Below are 15,668 nucleotides of genomic sequence, written 5' to 3'. Positions count from 1 at the left end.
AAAGGTATTTTTCACTCAAAAAAAACAGTAAATTTGTTTTAACCGAACAAGTATGTATTTATGATTATTTTTATTCTTTCTGTGAACGACAAAATATATTCTACTCAAAGAATATATAATGAGGCTAATAGTCGTGGACATAATGTCCGTGTTATTAATCATCTAAAATGTAGTATAAAACTTACAAATGGTAAATCGGAAATAATATATAATGGCGAAAATATTATTGATATTCCTGATGTAATTATTCCTAGAATTGGAGCTTCGGCTACACGTCACGGAGCTGCAGTTGTTAAACAATTTGAATTAAATGGTACCTATACAACAGTAAGTTGTTTAGGTATTTTACAAGCTCAAAATAAGGTTCGTACTTTACAAATTTTGAATCAAAATAATATTCCTATTCCTGATACTATATTTTCTGTAAATCCTGATAATATTAATGAACAAATTAATTTATTAGGTGGCGCACCTATCATTATAAAATTACAAGAAGGTACACATGGCTCGGGAGTTATTTTAGCGGAAAGTAATAAATCAGCAAAATCAATTATTGATACCATGTATAGCACCAACGCTAATATTTTATTACAAGAGTTTATAAAAGAAAGTAATAGCGAAGATATTCGTGCTTTTGTAATTGGTAATAATGTTGTTGCAGCAATGAAACGAAAAGGTTTAGAAGATGATTTTCGTTCAAATATCCATCAAGGCGGAAGCGGATTTAAAGTTAATTTATCCGAAGAAGAAAAAGAAATTGCCATAAAAGCAACACAATATTTAAACTTACCTATTGCTGGAGTTGATTTAATTCGCTCAAAAAGAGGCTCTTTATTAATTGAAGTAAATACAGCTCCTGGTTTACAAGGAATTGAAAACTACACAAAACATAATACAGCCAAAGCAATTATTAAATTTTTAGAAGATAATGTTTACACAAAACTTTAAAAATGAAGTTGTAGAAATTCGAGAACATAAAATTGGGCTTGGAAAATCTAAACTTATTAAAATTCCTGTAGATAGATTACCAACTGGTACAATAATCGAAATTCCTGTATATATTTTTAATGGAACACAACCAGGACCTACCGTTTTATTGCAAGGCGGTTTACATGGTGATGAAGTTAATAGTATTGAATTAGTTCGTAGAATGCTAATTGATAAAAACTATAAAATTCATAGAGGTTGCGTTATTGTAGTACCTTTATTAAATGTTTTTGGCTTTTTAAATTTATCAAGAGATATCCACGGTAAGGATGTAAACAGAAGTTTTCCAGGGAATAAAAAAGGTTCTTTAGCTGGTAGAATGGCGTATTATTTAATGAAAGAAATCACTAAAAATGTTGATTTTGCTATTGATTTTCATACTGGTGGAGCTCAAAGAAGTAATTTTCCACAAATAAGATATACTTCTGAAGATAAAAATGCTTTTCAATTAGCTAAAATATTTAATGCACCTTTATTATTTGCATCAAAATTAATTCCTAAATCATTTAGAAATCAATGTTATAAAAATAATATTCCTGTAATTGTGTATGAAGGAGGCGAATCTTTACGTTTAGATGAAGATGCAATTCAGCAAGGAATAAACGGAACACTTCGAGTTTTAAAACATTTTGAAATGATTGATAAAAACATTGAAATTCCTAAAAACACTAGTGTTATAATCAGTAAAAAACGAATGTGGATTCGTGCTAAAGTTGCAGGTTTATTTAATCCGACAGTTAAAAATGGAGCATTTGTTTTAAAAGGACAAGTTTTAGGACATATTATGGATACCTACGGAGCAACAAATTTTGCTGTAAAAGCTCCTGCCGATGGATACATTATTTCCAAAAATAATTTCCCGATTGTAAATATGGGCGATGCTTTATTTCACTTCGGAAATGCCTAATAATTCATCAAAAACAACAAAAAACGGCACTAAATTTATTAAAAACACACCTATAAATAAATAGCAGTATCTTTGCAGCTTCATAGAGATGCTTATTTTAGAGTATTTCTAAAAAAACATATATGACATTTAAATCTTTAGGATTATCCGATGCTTTATTAAAAGCCATCGACGAAAAAGGATACGATACTCCATCACCAATTCAAGCAAAAGCAATACCACCTATTTTAGAAGGGAAAGATGTATTAGCTTCAGCACAAACAGGAACAGGAAAAACTGCAGGTTTTACACTACCTGTTTTACAACGTTTAGCAGACTCTAAACACCCTAAATACAGACCCGTAAGAGCATTAGTACTTACACCAACAAGAGAACTTGCTGCTCAGGTTCATGACAATGTAAGAGAATACAGTAAGTATTTAGATATCAGATCAGCAGTAGTTTTTGGAGGAGTAAAAGCTGCTAGCCAAATAAGAACATTAAGACAAGGAGTAGATATTTTAGTTGCCACTCCTGGTAGATTATTAGATTTACACGATCAAAAAGCAGTTTCATTTAATAGAATAGACGTACTTATTTTAGATGAAGCTGATAGAATGTTAGATATGGGTTTTGTTAGAGATATTAACAAAATCATTAGTTTTATGCCTGCAAAACGTCAAAACTTGATGTTTTCAGCAACTTTTTCAACAGAAATTAAAAGATTAGCTTCAGGGATTTTAAGAAATCCTGTTTCAGTAGAAGCTGAACCTGAAAATTCAACTGCCGAAAAAGTAGCTCAAAAAGTATATGCGGTAGATAAAGGTAAAAAAACAGAAGTAGTTATCAACTTAATTAAAGATGGTAACTGGAGTCAGGTTTTAATCTTTACAAGAACTAAACATGGTGCTAATAAATTAACTGAAAAGTTAATAAAATCAGGAATTTCTGCTGCGGCAATTCATGGAAATAAAAGTCAAGGAGCTCGTACAAAAGCATTGGCTAATTTCAAGAATAATACCAACCGAGTATTAGTAGCTACTGATATTGCGGCTCGTGGAATTGATATTCCTTTATTGCCACACGTTATAAACTTCGAATTACCAAATGTACCAGAAGATTACGTACACAGAATTGGTAGAACAGGTAGAGCGGGTGCAAAAGGTGAAGCGCTTTCATTAGTTTGTAGTGAAGAAACTGAGTATCAAAAGGAAATTGAAAAAATATTAAAGCAAAAATTAAAAACCGAAATTATCGCAGGATACGAACCTAGAGATACTGCTGGTCCTAAAAGAGCTTCAACACAAAAGAAAGGTTCTACTCCTAAGAAAAAAGGCGTAGGTGCAAGTCATAGAGGTGGTAGTACTGCTGCAAAACCAAAAAGACAGCGTCCTAGTAATAACTCAAGAAGCAATTCTGGGAGTTCTTCTAGAGGTCGTTCTTCAAGTAGTAACGAAAGTTCTTCAAAAAGAAATACAAGAAGATAATTTTTTAAACTTCTTATAAAATACCAAAACCTCCAAAGTTTGATTTTTCAAATTTTGGAGGTTTTTTATTTTAACATCTTTTTTCACTGTGATTCAAACACTTTTCATTAAAATTATTAGAAGCAATTTCCTGCTTTCCGCACTCGCTTTTTTTATTTTTTCAAAAGAAAAATAAAAAAGAGCTCAAACAATTGCTTCAATCAGGGCTAGGCATTTTTACTGATTTTTAAATTTTTACACAAAAAACTTTATCTAAAATAGCAAAACAACAAAAAACACCTCATAAAAACACAAAATAATATTATATAATAAACTAGCAAAGCTATCTTTTAGCTACTTTTGAAGAAGAATTTTAATTATTAGCATTATGAAATACGCCCCAATAAACAGTAATTTATTTATCAAAAATCGTAAAAACTTTATGGCACGAATGAAGCCAAATAGTTTAGCTGTTTTTAATTCAAATGACATATATCCTGTAAGTGCTGACAGTGCACTTCCTTTTGAACAACATCGTGATATCTTTTTTTTAAGCGGTGTAGATCAAGAAGAAAGTATTTTAATTTTATTTCCTAATTGCCCAAAAGAACATTTACGTGAAGTATTATTTGTGCGTGAAACAAACGAACATATTGCCGTTTGGGAAGGTGCTAAATTAACCAAAGAAAAAGCTACAGAAACTAGTGGAGTAAAAACAGTATTCTGGTTACAAGATTTAGAAAAAGTACTTGCAGAAATGATGGCACTTGCCGAAAATGTATACATTAATACGAATGAACATTATCGTGCTTCGGTAGAAACAGAAACTCGTGAAGCTCGTTTTACAAAATGGTTATTAGCAAAATATCCAGCACATTCTGTGGCGAAAAGTAATCCTATTTTACAGCATTTACGTTCTTTAAAAGACCAGATTGAATTAGATTTAATTCAAAAAGCCTGTGATATTACTGAAAAAGGATTCAGACGTATCTTAAATTTTGTAAAGCCTGATGTTTGGGAATATGAAATTGAAGCAGAATTTATTCATGAATTTATTAGAAATCGTTCTAAAAAATTCGCTTATACGCCAATTATTGCTTCAGGAAATAATGCCAACGTATTACATTATATTGAAAATAATCAACAATGTAAAGCTGGCGATTTAATTTTAATGGATGTTGGTGCGCAATATGCAAATTATGCTTCGGATATGACTCGTGTAGTACCTGTTTCTGGTCGTTTTTCTGAGCGTCAAAAAGCAGTGTATAATGCAGTAAATTATGTAAAAGATGAAGCGACAAAATTATTAGTTCCTGGAACTATTTGGGCTGATTATCATATGGAAGTTGGTAAAATAATGACTTCAGAATTGTTGAAGTTAAAATTAATTGACAAAACTGATGTTCAAAATGAAGACCCTAACTGGCCTGCTTATAAAAAATATTTTATGCACGGAACTTCGCATCATATGGGCTTAGATACGCATGATTACGGATTATTACATCAACCAATGGAAGCGAATATGGTTTTTACTGTTGAGCCTGGTATTTATCTTCCAAAAGAAGGTTTTGGTATTCGTTTAGAAGATGATGTGGTTATTCAACAAAAGGGAGAACCTTTTAATTTAATGCGCAATATTCCTATTAATGCTGATGAAATTGAAGACATTATGAATTCGTAATATTTTTTTGTGGATAAAGTTCTGAAATATCATTATATAAAAACCTTAGCAAACCGCTAAGGTTTTTTTGTTACTTTTAAATGCTATAAATTAGTTAAACTCAAACTTTTAAAAAAATGATGAAAAAGATATTTACAATACTATTTATATTTCTTTTTATAAATTTTGGATTTTCTCAAAATGGAAAAATACTATCAAAAAAAATAATTGACATTTCAAAAACACCTATTTGGAATAGCGTTTCTCAAAACAATGAATTACGTTCTAATTTTAAATATTTAAACAAATTAAATTTTTATCTTATTACCTATAAAAGTGATAATCTAAAAGTTAGTGGAGTCGTTATTGAACCAAAAAAAGAAGGTAAATATCCAGTCGTTATTTTTAATGGAGGATATAATAGAGTTCCGATGAAATCAACTATTAGAAAAACAATAATGTCAGTTTCAAAGTTAGCATCAGCAGGTTATGTTGTTATAGGAAGTAGTTATCGAGAAAAAGATGAATTTGGCGGTGCTGAAATTAATGACCTTCTGAACTTAATAACGACTGTAAAAAATATTGAAAAAGCCGATTCGAATTGTATTGGAATGTTTGGATGGTCAAGAGGTGGAATGACAACATATTTAGCGCTACAAAAATCAAAAAAAATAAAAACTGCTATTATAGGAAATGCTACCGTTGACTTATTTGAAACAATAAAATTTAGACCAGAAATGGAAACTGAAGTATTTACTGAATGTATTCCTAATTACTGGAAAAATAAAGAAACTGAATTAAAGAAACGTTCGGCTATTTATTGGGCTGATGAATTAGATAAAAACAGTAGTGTTTTAATAATCTGTGGAACAAATGATAAAAAAGTAAACCCTCAACAATCTGAAAGAATCGCTGAAAAATTAAAGAAAATAAATTATAATTTTGAATTCAAAAAATTTGAAACGAATCATTTTTTTCATCAAAAAACAACTGAATTAAATGAATTGGTTATAAAATGGTTTGATAAAAATTTGAAATAGAATAATTAATACGAAAACAAAAAATCCGCCAAAAAGCGGATTTTCTATCTTATATTTTAAAATTTACTTAACCGTTAAAGCATATTGAGGGGTTGGATTTAAAGGACAAAAATATACATATTCTCCTTTTTTTAAGGTTACTTTTTTAGAAGTAGACTTTCCATTATTTTTTACTAAAGAAGTTACATATGCATTTTTAATATGATGCTCTGCTTCTACTTTTCCTTTTGGTGCTAATACAAAACCTACATCTTTTCCGACATTAGAGTTTGCAATTTCAAAAATATAAGTTCCTTCAGAAAGTGTTATTGCTTTTTGAGTAAATGCTTCTTTGGTTTGTTCTAAAGAAACCGTTTTAACATCTTGTGCGTTTATATTAAATGTAAATCCTAATACTATTATGATTACTGCTATTAATTTTTTCATGATTTTAAGTTTTAAACTTTATGATTTATATATTATTATACTTTTAGACTAAATTTCCCTGTGATAGTTTTAATGTTTAATGTTTTAATTCTTGTTCTCATTTTTTATATTCTTTATTAGTTTGTTCACATTTACATAATTCTCTATCAGACAATTGCTCATTGTACTCTTGATATCCCCAACAATTAGGGCATTGATACTCTTCTAGTGTTTTCATCTTTTTACTTTTTATTTCAACCAAAAAAATTGTTGATGATTAATACTGGTACAAAGATGCGACGAGAATAGACTTTTAAAAATGGACAAAGGTTCCTTAAACTTGGACTAAATAACATATTAAAAATGTTTTGTTAACCTTAACTTGTATTTACAGTAGAAAAAACAATATATATTTGTAGTGTTATTATAAGTTACATATCCCCTGTATGTAAGAATCCCCCCAGAAATAATAGCCAAACTCGTAGCCTTGTATATTACGAGTTTTTTTGTGCCTTTTTTTTAATAATGAATAACATAAATATCCTAATTTGTTAACATATACTCACATTTTAAGGCTAAGAAACAATATATATTTGCAGCGTTGTTGTTATTTAGAACATGCGAATAGTATGTTTACTCTTTAACTCGTAAACTTGTGTGTTGCGAGTTTTTTTATGCCTTTTTTTTAAAGAAATTTAAATTTCACTGATAGTTATTTTATATAAAAAAAAATAATTATAAAATTATTAAAGTGTAAAAAAACTCTACTAGTAGATTTATCTAACATTTAAAATAACACATCATTAATTACATCAATATTATAATTAAGAATTATCCTTATTTTAAGAAATTTACAAACTCTTTTATATTTTTTTAAAAAATAATTAAGAATAATAAAACATCCCTATTTTTTAAAATTAAAGAACTTTTTTTAAGGTTTTAATGATTAACAGAAACAACATGATTTGTTAACATATACTCACATTTTAATCTTAAAAAAACAAATAGATTTGTAGTGTTGTTATTCTGTAGTAGCCCCCAGATACTAATCCCCCCAGAGATGATAATGCCCAACTCGTAAACTTGTGTGTTGCGAGTTTTTTTTATACCTTTTTTTTAAATTATGATAATTCTTTTTGTGCTTTTTGAAATTGCTTTGGAGATTGTCCTGTGGCTTTGGTAAAAAATCGAGAAAAATATGCAGGATCATTAAACCCTAAATCAAAAGCAATATATTTTATAGCATCAGTAGAATATAATAATTGACGCTTTGCTTCTATTATAATTCTATTTTTAATAAAATCACTAGGTGTTTTTGAATTTATTTTTTGAAAATGCTTCGTTAATGATTTTGGCGAAATACCCAAACGATTCGCATAATCAGAAACACTATGTAGTTTTTTAAAATTTTGAGAAACTAATAAACTAAAATCTTTAAATAACTTAGTTTCGTCGTCTTCTTTAATTAAATTATATTCTTTTTTTATACGAACAGAATGAATAATAAATTGCTTTAAGTATGCTTGTAACATATCATATTTTGCAGTTTTAGTATTTTCAAATTCATCAACTAAACTATCAATAATAAAATCTAATTTTTGACTATCTTTTTTACTTGGTTTTACAAAAGGAGTTTCGTACACATTATTAAACAATACGCCGTTACAGGAAATTTCAGAATCATGAGCTTGAACACAATAAAAATCTTGATCAAAACTTAATTGATATGCTTCTTTTACTTTTTCAGAAGTTACCGAAAAAACTTGTCCTGGAGATAAAAAAAATAACACACCACTATTAAAAGAATAGCGCTCAAAATCAATATGATAAGTTCCATTACCTTCTTTAATCCAAAAAATTTTGTAGGTATTAATTTGAGTTGGTTTATTAACTATACAAGCTTTTTCAAATTGTACAGTTTGTAATGAAAATATTTCTTGATATTTATACGTTTTTATATCTTGAATAGCCATTTTTATTCTTGGTCGAAAAAATATGAATAGTTAACAAAAATAAATAGAAAGAGTTAACTAAACTGTATTTGATTTTTAATTTATTTTCTGATAATTTAGTTGTATAAGCTATTATATTTAAATAATTATTTGACAACAAAAAATATGACACGTTTTATTAAAAAAAATAAAAAAGACATTGGTCTTTCTCCTGATGATTTAATCTTTAGAGGAGAAAAAAAAATTGATCAAATTTTACTTAGAATCATTGACTTTGATGACAAAAATCTAACTGAAAAAACCACAAAAACTGTTAAGGAGATTAGCCAGTTGCAACATAAAGATACCGTATCTTGGATAAATTTAGATGGTCTTCATAATACATCTATAATGCAAGAAATAACCACAACTTTTAACCTTGACACTTTAGTTGTTCCTGAAGTTTTAAATACTGATGCCAGACCAAGAGTTATTGAATATGATAATTGTACACTTATAACTATTAAAATGCTAATGCTTAACGAAAGTGATGGTACAACAGTTATTGAAAACTTAAGTTTAATTCTTACAAAGACAGTATTAATTTCTTTTCAAGAACAAAAAGGTGATGTATTTGAACCTGTAAGAGAACGAATTAGAAAACAAAAAAAGAGAATTAGAACTGGTGGAACTGACTATTTAACTTTTGCTTTATTAGATATTGTAGTTGATAATTATTTATATGTAATTAGTGTACTAGGTGATAAAATTGAAACACTAGAAGAAAACCTATTATTAAACCCTAATCAAAATACTATTACAGAAATTAATAACTATAAACGAGAACTAAATTTTTTACGAAAAAATATAAAACCTGCTAAAGAAATGATATTTTCATTAGCAAAAACCGACTCTGATTTTATTACCGAAAACACCTATATACATTTTAAAGAACTGGAAGATAATATTAGTCAAGCAAATGATGCTTCTGATAGTTACCGAGAAATACTATCCGATCAACTTAATATCTATCACACAACCATTACAAGTAAACTAAATGATATTATGAAGTTCTTAACCGTGTTTTCTGTAATATTTATTCCTTTAACTTTTATCGCAGGTATTTATGGTACTAATTTTCAATATATACCAGAGCTTTCTTATAAATATAGTTATTTTATAATGTGGATAATAATGATTTTAGTAGCCCTAGGTATGCTATTATTCTTTAAAAAGAAAAAATGGTTTTAATACCTCAAAAATTGCAATTTTATTTTAATCAATACTTTCAAATTAACAAGTTTTATGAATATCGATTTTCAAAAAATTTTTAGTGATTATTTAGAAAAAATAAGCACTCTTATTCCAAATATTATTACAGGAATAATCATTTTAATAATAGCTATTATTACAGGTAAAGTTGTTTATAAAATAATCAATAAAACAACAGAAAAAAGATGGCAAGACAATATTATGTCTAATTTTTTAGCACAAGTTATAAAATGGTCTTTTTATTTATTCGGAATTATAATGGCATTAACTGTAATTGGTTTTACAGAAATTGCTAGTACTATTTTTGCTGGTGCAGGTGTCAGTGCCATCGTGTTTGGTTTTGCTTTTAAAGATATTGGAGAAAATTTTTTAGCAGGAATTATTTTAGCATTAAAACGCCCTTTTGAAATAGGTGATATTATTGAAATTAATAGTACTAAAGGAACTGTAAAAGACCTAGATTTACGATTAACACACTTAAAAAATTCAGAAGGTAAAGATATTTATATTCCTAATTCTACGATCTTAAAAAACACCTTAATTAACTATACAAAAGATGGTTACTTAAGAGTTAATTTTACTATTGGTATTGCACCAGAGTGCGATATTGAAACAACTCGAAAATTAATATTAGACTATCTTCTTACAAATGAAACTATTTTAAAAACTCCTGACCCACGTGTTTTAGTACAAGAATTAGGTGAATTTACTACGGATATTCAAATATTATTTTGGGTAGATGTTTTAACTAATAAAAAATTACCAGAAAATTATTTAGGACATAATACAAGAAGTAAAATAATTACAGATGTAAAAATGATTTTAGATAAAAATAACATTGAAATGCCATCACAAGTTATTGAACATAAAATGTATCAAAAACATAAAATTAGTATTGAAAAATAGTAAAAAACTAACAGTTTAAATTACTAAAAAAAACTATTTTATTTAAACCCATTCTAAATATTAAATAAAAAAATTCGTAAAGTTTGTGCAAGTAGCTTGTAGCCCTTAAATTTGTTCTATATTCTTTAATAAACAAACAACATAATGGGATTATTAAAATCTTCTATTGGAAGAAAATTTGCCATGGCACTTTCTGCCTTTTTCTTGATGTTCTTCTTATTACAACATTTTGTAATAAACATCACCTCAATTTTTCCTGACAACGGAGCAACATTTAACGCGTTATCCCACTTTATGGGAACAAACCCGTTAATTCAATATGTTATGCAACCTGTCTTAATTTTTGGTGTAGTTTTTCACTTTGTAATGGGATTCGTCTTAGAATTAAAAAACAAGAAAGCAACTAATGTAAGTTATGCAAAAGATAACGGAGCTGCAAATTCTACTTGGATGAGTAGAAACATGATTTGGTCTGGTGCAGCTATTTTAGCTTTTGTACTATTGCATTTTATTGATTTCTGGTTTCCAGAGATTAATACGAAATTTATTCAGGGTGATTGGAGTGGAATGCATGATGGTGAGTTAAGATACTTCCATGAATTACAGCACAAATTTGTAAACCCACTAAGAGTTGGAGCTTACATAATCGCTTTTGTATTTTTAGCATTACACTTATTACACGGATTTACTTCAGCATTCCAATCGGTTGGAGCAAATAACAAATACACTAAAGGATTGAAAACATTTTGTAAAGTATATGCAATTGGTATTCCTGTAGGATTTATCATTATTGCGTTATTTCATTATTTCAATCATTAATACGAAACTAGTATGGCTTTAGATTCAAAAATTCCAAAAGGTCCATTAAAAGATAAATGGACAGATTATAAAAATCATATCGATTTAGTAAATCCAGCAAACAAACGTAATATTGATGTTATTGTTGTAGGTACTGGATTAGCGGGTGGTTCTGCTTCAGCAACTTTAGCTGAATTAGGATACAACGTAAAAGCATTTGCTTATCAAGATTCTCCTCGTAGAGCGCATTCAATTGCAGCACAAGGTGGAATTAATGCAGCAAAAAATTATCAAGGTGATGGAGATTCTTTTTACAGATTGTTTTACGATACTGTAAAGGGTGGAGATTACCGTTCTCGTGAAGCTAACGTATATCGTTTAGCTGAGGTTTCTGCAAATATTATTGACCAGTGTGTGGCACAAGGGGTTCCTTTTGCTCGTGATTATGGTGGTTTGTTAGATAACCGTTCGTTTGGTGGTGTACTAGTATCTCGTACTTTTTATGCTAAAGGACAAACAGGACAACAATTATTATTAGGTGCTTATTCTGCAATGAACCGTCAAATTGCTCGTGGTAAGATTGAAATGTTCAATCGTCATGAAATGTTAGACGTTGTTAAAGTTGATGGAAAAGCCCGTGGAATTATCGCTCGTAACTTAGTTACTGGTGAAATTGAGCGTCATTCAGCACATGCTGTTGTAATTGCTACTGGTGGATACGGAAATGTATATTTCTTATCAACAAATGCAATGGGTTCTAATGCTACTGCAGCTTGGAAAATCCATAAAAAAGGAGCATTTTTTGCAAATCCTTGTTATACACAAATTCACCCTACTTGTATTCCTCGTTCAGGTGATTATCAATCAAAGTTAACGTTAATGTCTGAGTCATTACGTAACGATGGTCGTATTTGGGTTCCTAAGAATTTAGATGATGTTAAGGCAATTAAAGAAGGTCGTAAAAAACCTACTGATTTATCTGAAAACGAAAGAGATTACTATTTAGAAAGAAGATATCCTGCCTTTGGTAACTTAGTACCTCGTGATGTTGCCTCTCGTGCAGCTAAAGAACGTTGTGATGCTGGTTATGGTGTTAACGCTACTGGTGAAGCTGTTTATTTAGATTTTGCTTCGGCAATTACTCGTTACGGTTCGGAGCAAGCAAAAATTCAAAATATTGCAAACCCTTCTGATGCTAAAGTGTATGAATTAGGTCAAGCAATTGTTGAAGCTAAATATGGAAACTTATTCCAGATGTACAATAAAATTGTAGATGAAGATCCTTATAAAACACCTATGATGATTTATCCTGCAGTTCACTACACAATGGGTGGTGTTTGGGTTGATTATAACTTAATGACAACTGTTGAAGGATTATATTGTTTAGGAGAAGCTAATTTTTCTGATCATGGTGCTAACCGTTTAGGTGCATCTGCTTTAATGCAAGGTTTATCTGATGGATATTTTGTATTACCATATACTATTGGTGATTATTTATCTAATGATATTAGAACAGGAAAAATTTCTACAGATACCAAAGAATTTGAAGAAGCAGAGAAAGAAGTTACAGCACGTATTGATTTCTTTGTAAATAATAAAGGACAACATTCTGTAGATTATTACCACAAGAAATTAGGAAAAATTATGTGGGAAAAATGTGGAATGTCTCGTAACGAAAAAGGTTTAATTGAAGCTATGGCTGAAATTAAAGCATTACGTGAAGATTTCTGGAAAAACGTTACTGTTCCTGGTAGTTCGGATGAAATGAATCCTGAATTAGAAAAAGCAGGTCGTGTAGCAGATTTCTTAGAATTAGGAGAATTGTTTGCCAAAGATGCTTTAGATAGAAACGAATCTTGTGGTGGTCACTTTAGAGAAGAATCTGTTGAATTAGACGGATTACAAAAAGGTGAAGCTAAACGTAACGATAAAGATTTTGCTTACGTAGCTGCTTGGGAATACAAAGGTGAACCTGCTAATGCAGTTTTACACAAAGAAGAATTAGAGTTTAACGATATTGAATTAAAACAACGTTCATACAAATAAGAAGATATTATGAATTTAACACTTAAAGTTTGGCGTCAGAAAAACGCAAGTGATAAGGGAAAGATGGTCGATTACCAAGTAACCGAGATTTCTGAGCATATGTCTTTCTTAGAAATGATGGATGTACTTAACGAGCAAATAATTAATAAAGGTGACGAGCCTGTTGCATTTGACCATGATTGTCGTGAAGGAATTTGCGGTATGTGTTCTATGTATATTAATGGTGAAGCTCATGGACCTGATAGAGGTGTAACTACGTGTCAATTACACATGCGTATGTTTAAAGATGGTGATACTATTACTATCGAACCATTTAGAGCTGCTGCTTTTCCTGTAATAAAAGATTTAGTTGTTGATAGAAGTTCTTTTGAACGTATTCAACAATCTGGTGGATATATTTCTGTAAACACATCTGGTAATACTCAAGATGCAAATGCAATTCCTGTTTCTAAAGAAGCTGCTGATAAAGCAATGGATGCTGCAACTTGTATTGGTTGTGGTGCTTGTGTTGCTACTTGTAAAAACTCTTCTGCAATGTTATTTGTAGGTGCTAAAGTATCTCAATATGCTTTATTACCTCAAGGACAAGTTGAAGCTACTGATCGTGTTTTAAACATGGTAGCTCAAATGGATGCTGAAGGTTTTGGTAACTGTACAAATACTGGTGCTTGTGAAGTGGAATGTCCTAAAGGAATTTCATTAGAAAACATTGCTCGTATGAATACTGAGTTTATGAAAGCTAGTTTAAAAGGATAAATCCTTTTTTATATATAAATTAAAAATCCCGAGTTTTCACTCGGGATTTTTTTTTGTTTAATTTTGCATTCAATTTATTTAATCAATTATGAAAAAATTACAATTTTTAATTCTAACTATTTTAACAATCTTTTTAACTTCTTGTAAATCAGAAATACAAGAAACTACTTCTACTACACAAACTTCAAAATATCAGTTTACAACCGATTTAATATTAAATGATATTAAAACTTTATCTTCTGATGAATTCGAAGGTAGAAAAACAGCTACTCAAGGAGGAATAAAAGCAAAAAATTATATAAAAGAGCGTTTTAAAAAATTAAATGTAACACCACTTATTGAAAACTTCGAACAACCTTTTACTTTCAATAAAGGAAAAGATACATATAATGCTATTAATGTTTTAGGACTTATTAAAGGTACAAAATATACTGATAAATACGTTGTATTATCTGCTCATTACGATCATTTAGGTACTATAAATGGGAAGATTTTTAATGGTGCTGATGATAATGCTTCAGGTGTTGCTACCTTATTAGCTTTTGCTGAATATTTTAAAAAATATCCTCCAAAACATAATGTGATATTGGCTTCTTTTGATGCTGAAGAAATAGGTTTAAAAGGTGCTTATTATTATGCAGATAATTCTATAATTGATTTAAATAAAATAGTCTTAAACTTAAATTTTGATATGATTTCAAGAAGTGATAGTAAAAAACTATTCGCTGTAGGAACTCGTTATACACCAATATTAAAAGAAACAATAACTTCATTAGATAAAGTTGGAGAAGTTGAATTACTTATAGGACATGAAGGTTTAGATAGCTCAGAAAACTGGACAAACTCTAGTGATCATGCAGCATTTCATAAAAAAGATATTCCATTTATATATTTTGGTGTGCCAGATCATGAAGATTATCATAAAGCTACCGATGTTTATGAAAACATCGATCAAAAATTTACCGTTGATGCTATTCAAACAGTTTTAAATGTGTTCACTAAATTAGATGCTAAAGAATTATAAAACTACTATTATTTAACATTTTATATAAAAAATCCCGAGTGAAAACTCAGGATTTTTTGTTTAAAATTTATTTAGAAGCTAGTGTGTTTTTAGCACTTACATGCCCTTTAATTTTTATTCGTTTACTTTTTGCATTAGAAACAATAGTAAACATTTTAGAAAAACCTCCTATTCTATTGGTATCATAAGAAACTGCTATTTTACCTTTTTCACCAGGCATAATTGGGTTTTCTGGTTTCTTTGGAACGGCACATCCACAAGTAGATACCACTTGTTTAATAATTAAAGGAGCATCACCAATATTTGTAAACTCAAATACACGATTTTTTTCTGATCCTTGTGTAATTTTTCCGTAATCAATAGACTCTGTTACAAACTTAAATTCTTGTGCATTTACAGATAATGCCATTAAAAAAACAGCCGATAATGTTAAAATTGTTTTCATATTATTGAAGTTTTAGTATTAATTTAGTTCGAAAGTAATTTTTTTT

The 15,668-nt window shown here is 29.2% G+C and carries 14 protein-coding genes; 11 read left to right on the top strand and 3 right to left on the bottom strand.

What is annotated here, in order from left to right; translation table 11 throughout:
• The first annotated feature begins 60 nt into the window (after positions 1 to 60).
• The 5 genes from AB0T67_RS07940 to AB0T67_RS07920 all read left to right on the top strand — a co-directional run bounded on the left by AB0T67_RS07940 (position 61) and on the right by AB0T67_RS07920 (position 6,039).
• Complete coding sequence (locus AB0T67_RS07940) at positions 61 to 948, top strand: RimK family alpha-L-glutamate ligase (protein ID WP_369219862.1); 888 nt, start codon at positions 61 to 63, stop codon at positions 946 to 948.
• Positions 929 to 1,894: a succinylglutamate desuccinylase/aspartoacylase family protein gene (locus AB0T67_RS07935; RefSeq protein WP_369219861.1), complete on the top strand. Its 966-nt coding sequence runs from the start codon at positions 929 to 931 to the stop codon at positions 1,892 to 1,894. Before AB0T67_RS07940 ends, AB0T67_RS07935 begins: the two co-directional genes overlap by 20 nt.
• Positions 1,895 to 2,016: 122 nt before the next feature.
• Positions 2,017 to 3,360, top strand: coding sequence for a DEAD/DEAH box helicase (locus AB0T67_RS07930; protein ID WP_369219860.1), 1,344 nt, complete (start codon positions 2,017 to 2,019; stop codon positions 3,358 to 3,360).
• Between the two features lie 367 nt (positions 3,361 to 3,727).
• Positions 3,728 to 5,020 (top strand): aminopeptidase P family protein, encoded by a 1,293-nt coding sequence (locus AB0T67_RS07925; RefSeq protein ID WP_369219859.1) that lies wholly within the window; start codon positions 3,728 to 3,730, stop codon positions 5,018 to 5,020.
• A gap of 116 nt (positions 5,021 to 5,136) precedes the next feature.
• Complete coding sequence (locus tag AB0T67_RS07920) at positions 5,137 to 6,039, top strand: alpha/beta hydrolase family protein (protein WP_369219858.1); 903 nt, start codon at positions 5,137 to 5,139, stop codon at positions 6,037 to 6,039.
• Between the two features lie 63 nt (positions 6,040 to 6,102).
• Here AB0T67_RS07920 and AB0T67_RS07915 read toward each other — a convergent pair whose 3' ends face one another.
• Both AB0T67_RS07915 and AB0T67_RS07910 read right to left on the bottom strand, forming a co-directional pair.
• Positions 6,103 to 6,465, bottom strand: coding sequence for a plastocyanin/azurin family copper-binding protein (locus AB0T67_RS07915; protein WP_369219857.1), 363 nt, complete (start codon positions 6,463 to 6,465; stop codon positions 6,103 to 6,105).
• Positions 6,466 to 7,565: 1,100 nt separating this feature from the next.
• A complete protein-coding gene (locus tag AB0T67_RS07910; RefSeq protein ID WP_369219856.1) occupies positions 7,566 to 8,417 on the bottom strand; it encodes a helix-turn-helix domain-containing protein in 852 nt (283 codons plus the stop codon).
• A gap of 144 nt (positions 8,418 to 8,561) precedes the next feature.
• Here AB0T67_RS07910 and corA point away from each other — a divergent pair, with 144 nt between their 5' ends.
• From corA to AB0T67_RS07880, 6 genes are all read left to right on the top strand, one after another.
• Positions 8,562 to 9,626 carry a magnesium/cobalt transporter CorA gene (corA, locus tag AB0T67_RS07905; protein ID WP_369219855.1) on the top strand — a complete coding sequence of 355 codons (1,065 nt, stop codon included), beginning with the start codon at positions 8,562 to 8,564 and terminating at the stop codon, positions 9,624 to 9,626.
• A 54-nt stretch (positions 9,627 to 9,680) separates the two neighbouring features.
• The gene (locus AB0T67_RS07900; RefSeq protein WP_369219854.1) at positions 9,681 to 10,553 is read left to right on the top strand and encodes a mechanosensitive ion channel family protein; all 873 of its coding nucleotides are present in this window, start codon (positions 9,681 to 9,683) and stop codon (positions 10,551 to 10,553) included.
• Between the two features lie 141 nt (positions 10,554 to 10,694).
• On the top strand, positions 10,695 to 11,372 hold the full coding sequence (locus AB0T67_RS07895; RefSeq protein ID WP_369220500.1) for a succinate dehydrogenase cytochrome b subunit: 678 nt from the start codon (positions 10,695 to 10,697) through the stop codon (positions 11,370 to 11,372).
• 12 nt (positions 11,373 to 11,384) lie between these two features.
• Positions 11,385 to 13,397 (top strand): fumarate reductase/succinate dehydrogenase flavoprotein subunit, encoded by a 2,013-nt coding sequence (locus AB0T67_RS07890; protein WP_369219853.1) that lies wholly within the window; start codon positions 11,385 to 11,387, stop codon positions 13,395 to 13,397.
• Between the two features lie 9 nt (positions 13,398 to 13,406).
• Positions 13,407 to 14,153, top strand: coding sequence for a succinate dehydrogenase/fumarate reductase iron-sulfur subunit (locus AB0T67_RS07885; protein WP_271231027.1), 747 nt, complete (start codon positions 13,407 to 13,409; stop codon positions 14,151 to 14,153).
• Positions 14,154 to 14,241: 88 nt separating this feature from the next.
• Positions 14,242 to 15,177 carry a M28 family peptidase gene (locus AB0T67_RS07880; RefSeq protein ID WP_369219852.1) on the top strand — a complete coding sequence of 312 codons (936 nt, stop codon included), beginning with the start codon at positions 14,242 to 14,244 and terminating at the stop codon, positions 15,175 to 15,177.
• A gap of 67 nt (positions 15,178 to 15,244) precedes the next feature.
• On the opposite strand, the gene AB0T67_RS07875 is transcribed toward AB0T67_RS07880, so the two are convergent.
• Positions 15,245 to 15,622 (bottom strand): DUF1573 domain-containing protein, encoded by a 378-nt coding sequence (locus AB0T67_RS07875; protein WP_271231029.1) that lies wholly within the window; start codon positions 15,620 to 15,622, stop codon positions 15,245 to 15,247.
• Positions 15,623 to 15,668 lie beyond the last annotated feature (46 nt).

The sequence above is a fragment of the Tenacibaculum salmonis genome, from assembly GCF_041053065.1.
In the GTDB taxonomy this organism is placed as follows: Bacteria; Bacteroidota; Bacteroidia; order Flavobacteriales; family Flavobacteriaceae; genus Polaribacter; species Polaribacter pacificus_A.
This window is presented reverse-complemented; position numbering and strand designations above follow the sequence as displayed.

Coding starts and splice junctions, on each gene's coding strand:
- AB0T67_RS07935 (WP_369219861.1), top strand. CDS start 929: ATGTTTACACAAAACTTTAAAAATGAAGTTGTAGAAATTCGAGAACAT.
- AB0T67_RS07910 (WP_369219856.1), bottom strand. CDS start 8,417: ATGGCTATTCAAGATATAAAAACGTATAAATATCAAGAAATATTTTCA.
- AB0T67_RS07920 (WP_369219858.1), top strand. CDS start 5,137: ATGATGAAAAAGATATTTACAATACTATTTATATTTCTTTTTATAAAT.
- AB0T67_RS07900 (WP_369219854.1), top strand. CDS start 9,681: ATGAATATCGATTTTCAAAAAATTTTTAGTGATTATTTAGAAAAAATA.
- AB0T67_RS07925 (WP_369219859.1), top strand. CDS start 3,728: ATGAAATACGCCCCAATAAACAGTAATTTATTTATCAAAAATCGTAAA.
- AB0T67_RS07880 (WP_369219852.1), top strand. CDS start 14,242: ATGAAAAAATTACAATTTTTAATTCTAACTATTTTAACAATCTTTTTA.
- AB0T67_RS07930 (WP_369219860.1), top strand. CDS start 2,017: ATGACATTTAAATCTTTAGGATTATCCGATGCTTTATTAAAAGCCATC.
- AB0T67_RS07875 (WP_271231029.1), bottom strand. CDS start 15,622: ATGAAAACAATTTTAACATTATCGGCTGTTTTTTTAATGGCATTATCT.
- AB0T67_RS07890 (WP_369219853.1), top strand. CDS start 11,385: ATGGCTTTAGATTCAAAAATTCCAAAAGGTCCATTAAAAGATAAATGG.
- AB0T67_RS07885 (WP_271231027.1), top strand. CDS start 13,407: ATGAATTTAACACTTAAAGTTTGGCGTCAGAAAAACGCAAGTGATAAG.
- AB0T67_RS07940 (WP_369219862.1), top strand. CDS start 61: ATGATTATTTTTATTCTTTCTGTGAACGACAAAATATATTCTACTCAA.
- AB0T67_RS07915 (WP_369219857.1), bottom strand. CDS start 6,465: ATGAAAAAATTAATAGCAGTAATCATAATAGTATTAGGATTTACATTT.
- corA (WP_369219855.1), top strand. CDS start 8,562: ATGACACGTTTTATTAAAAAAAATAAAAAAGACATTGGTCTTTCTCCT.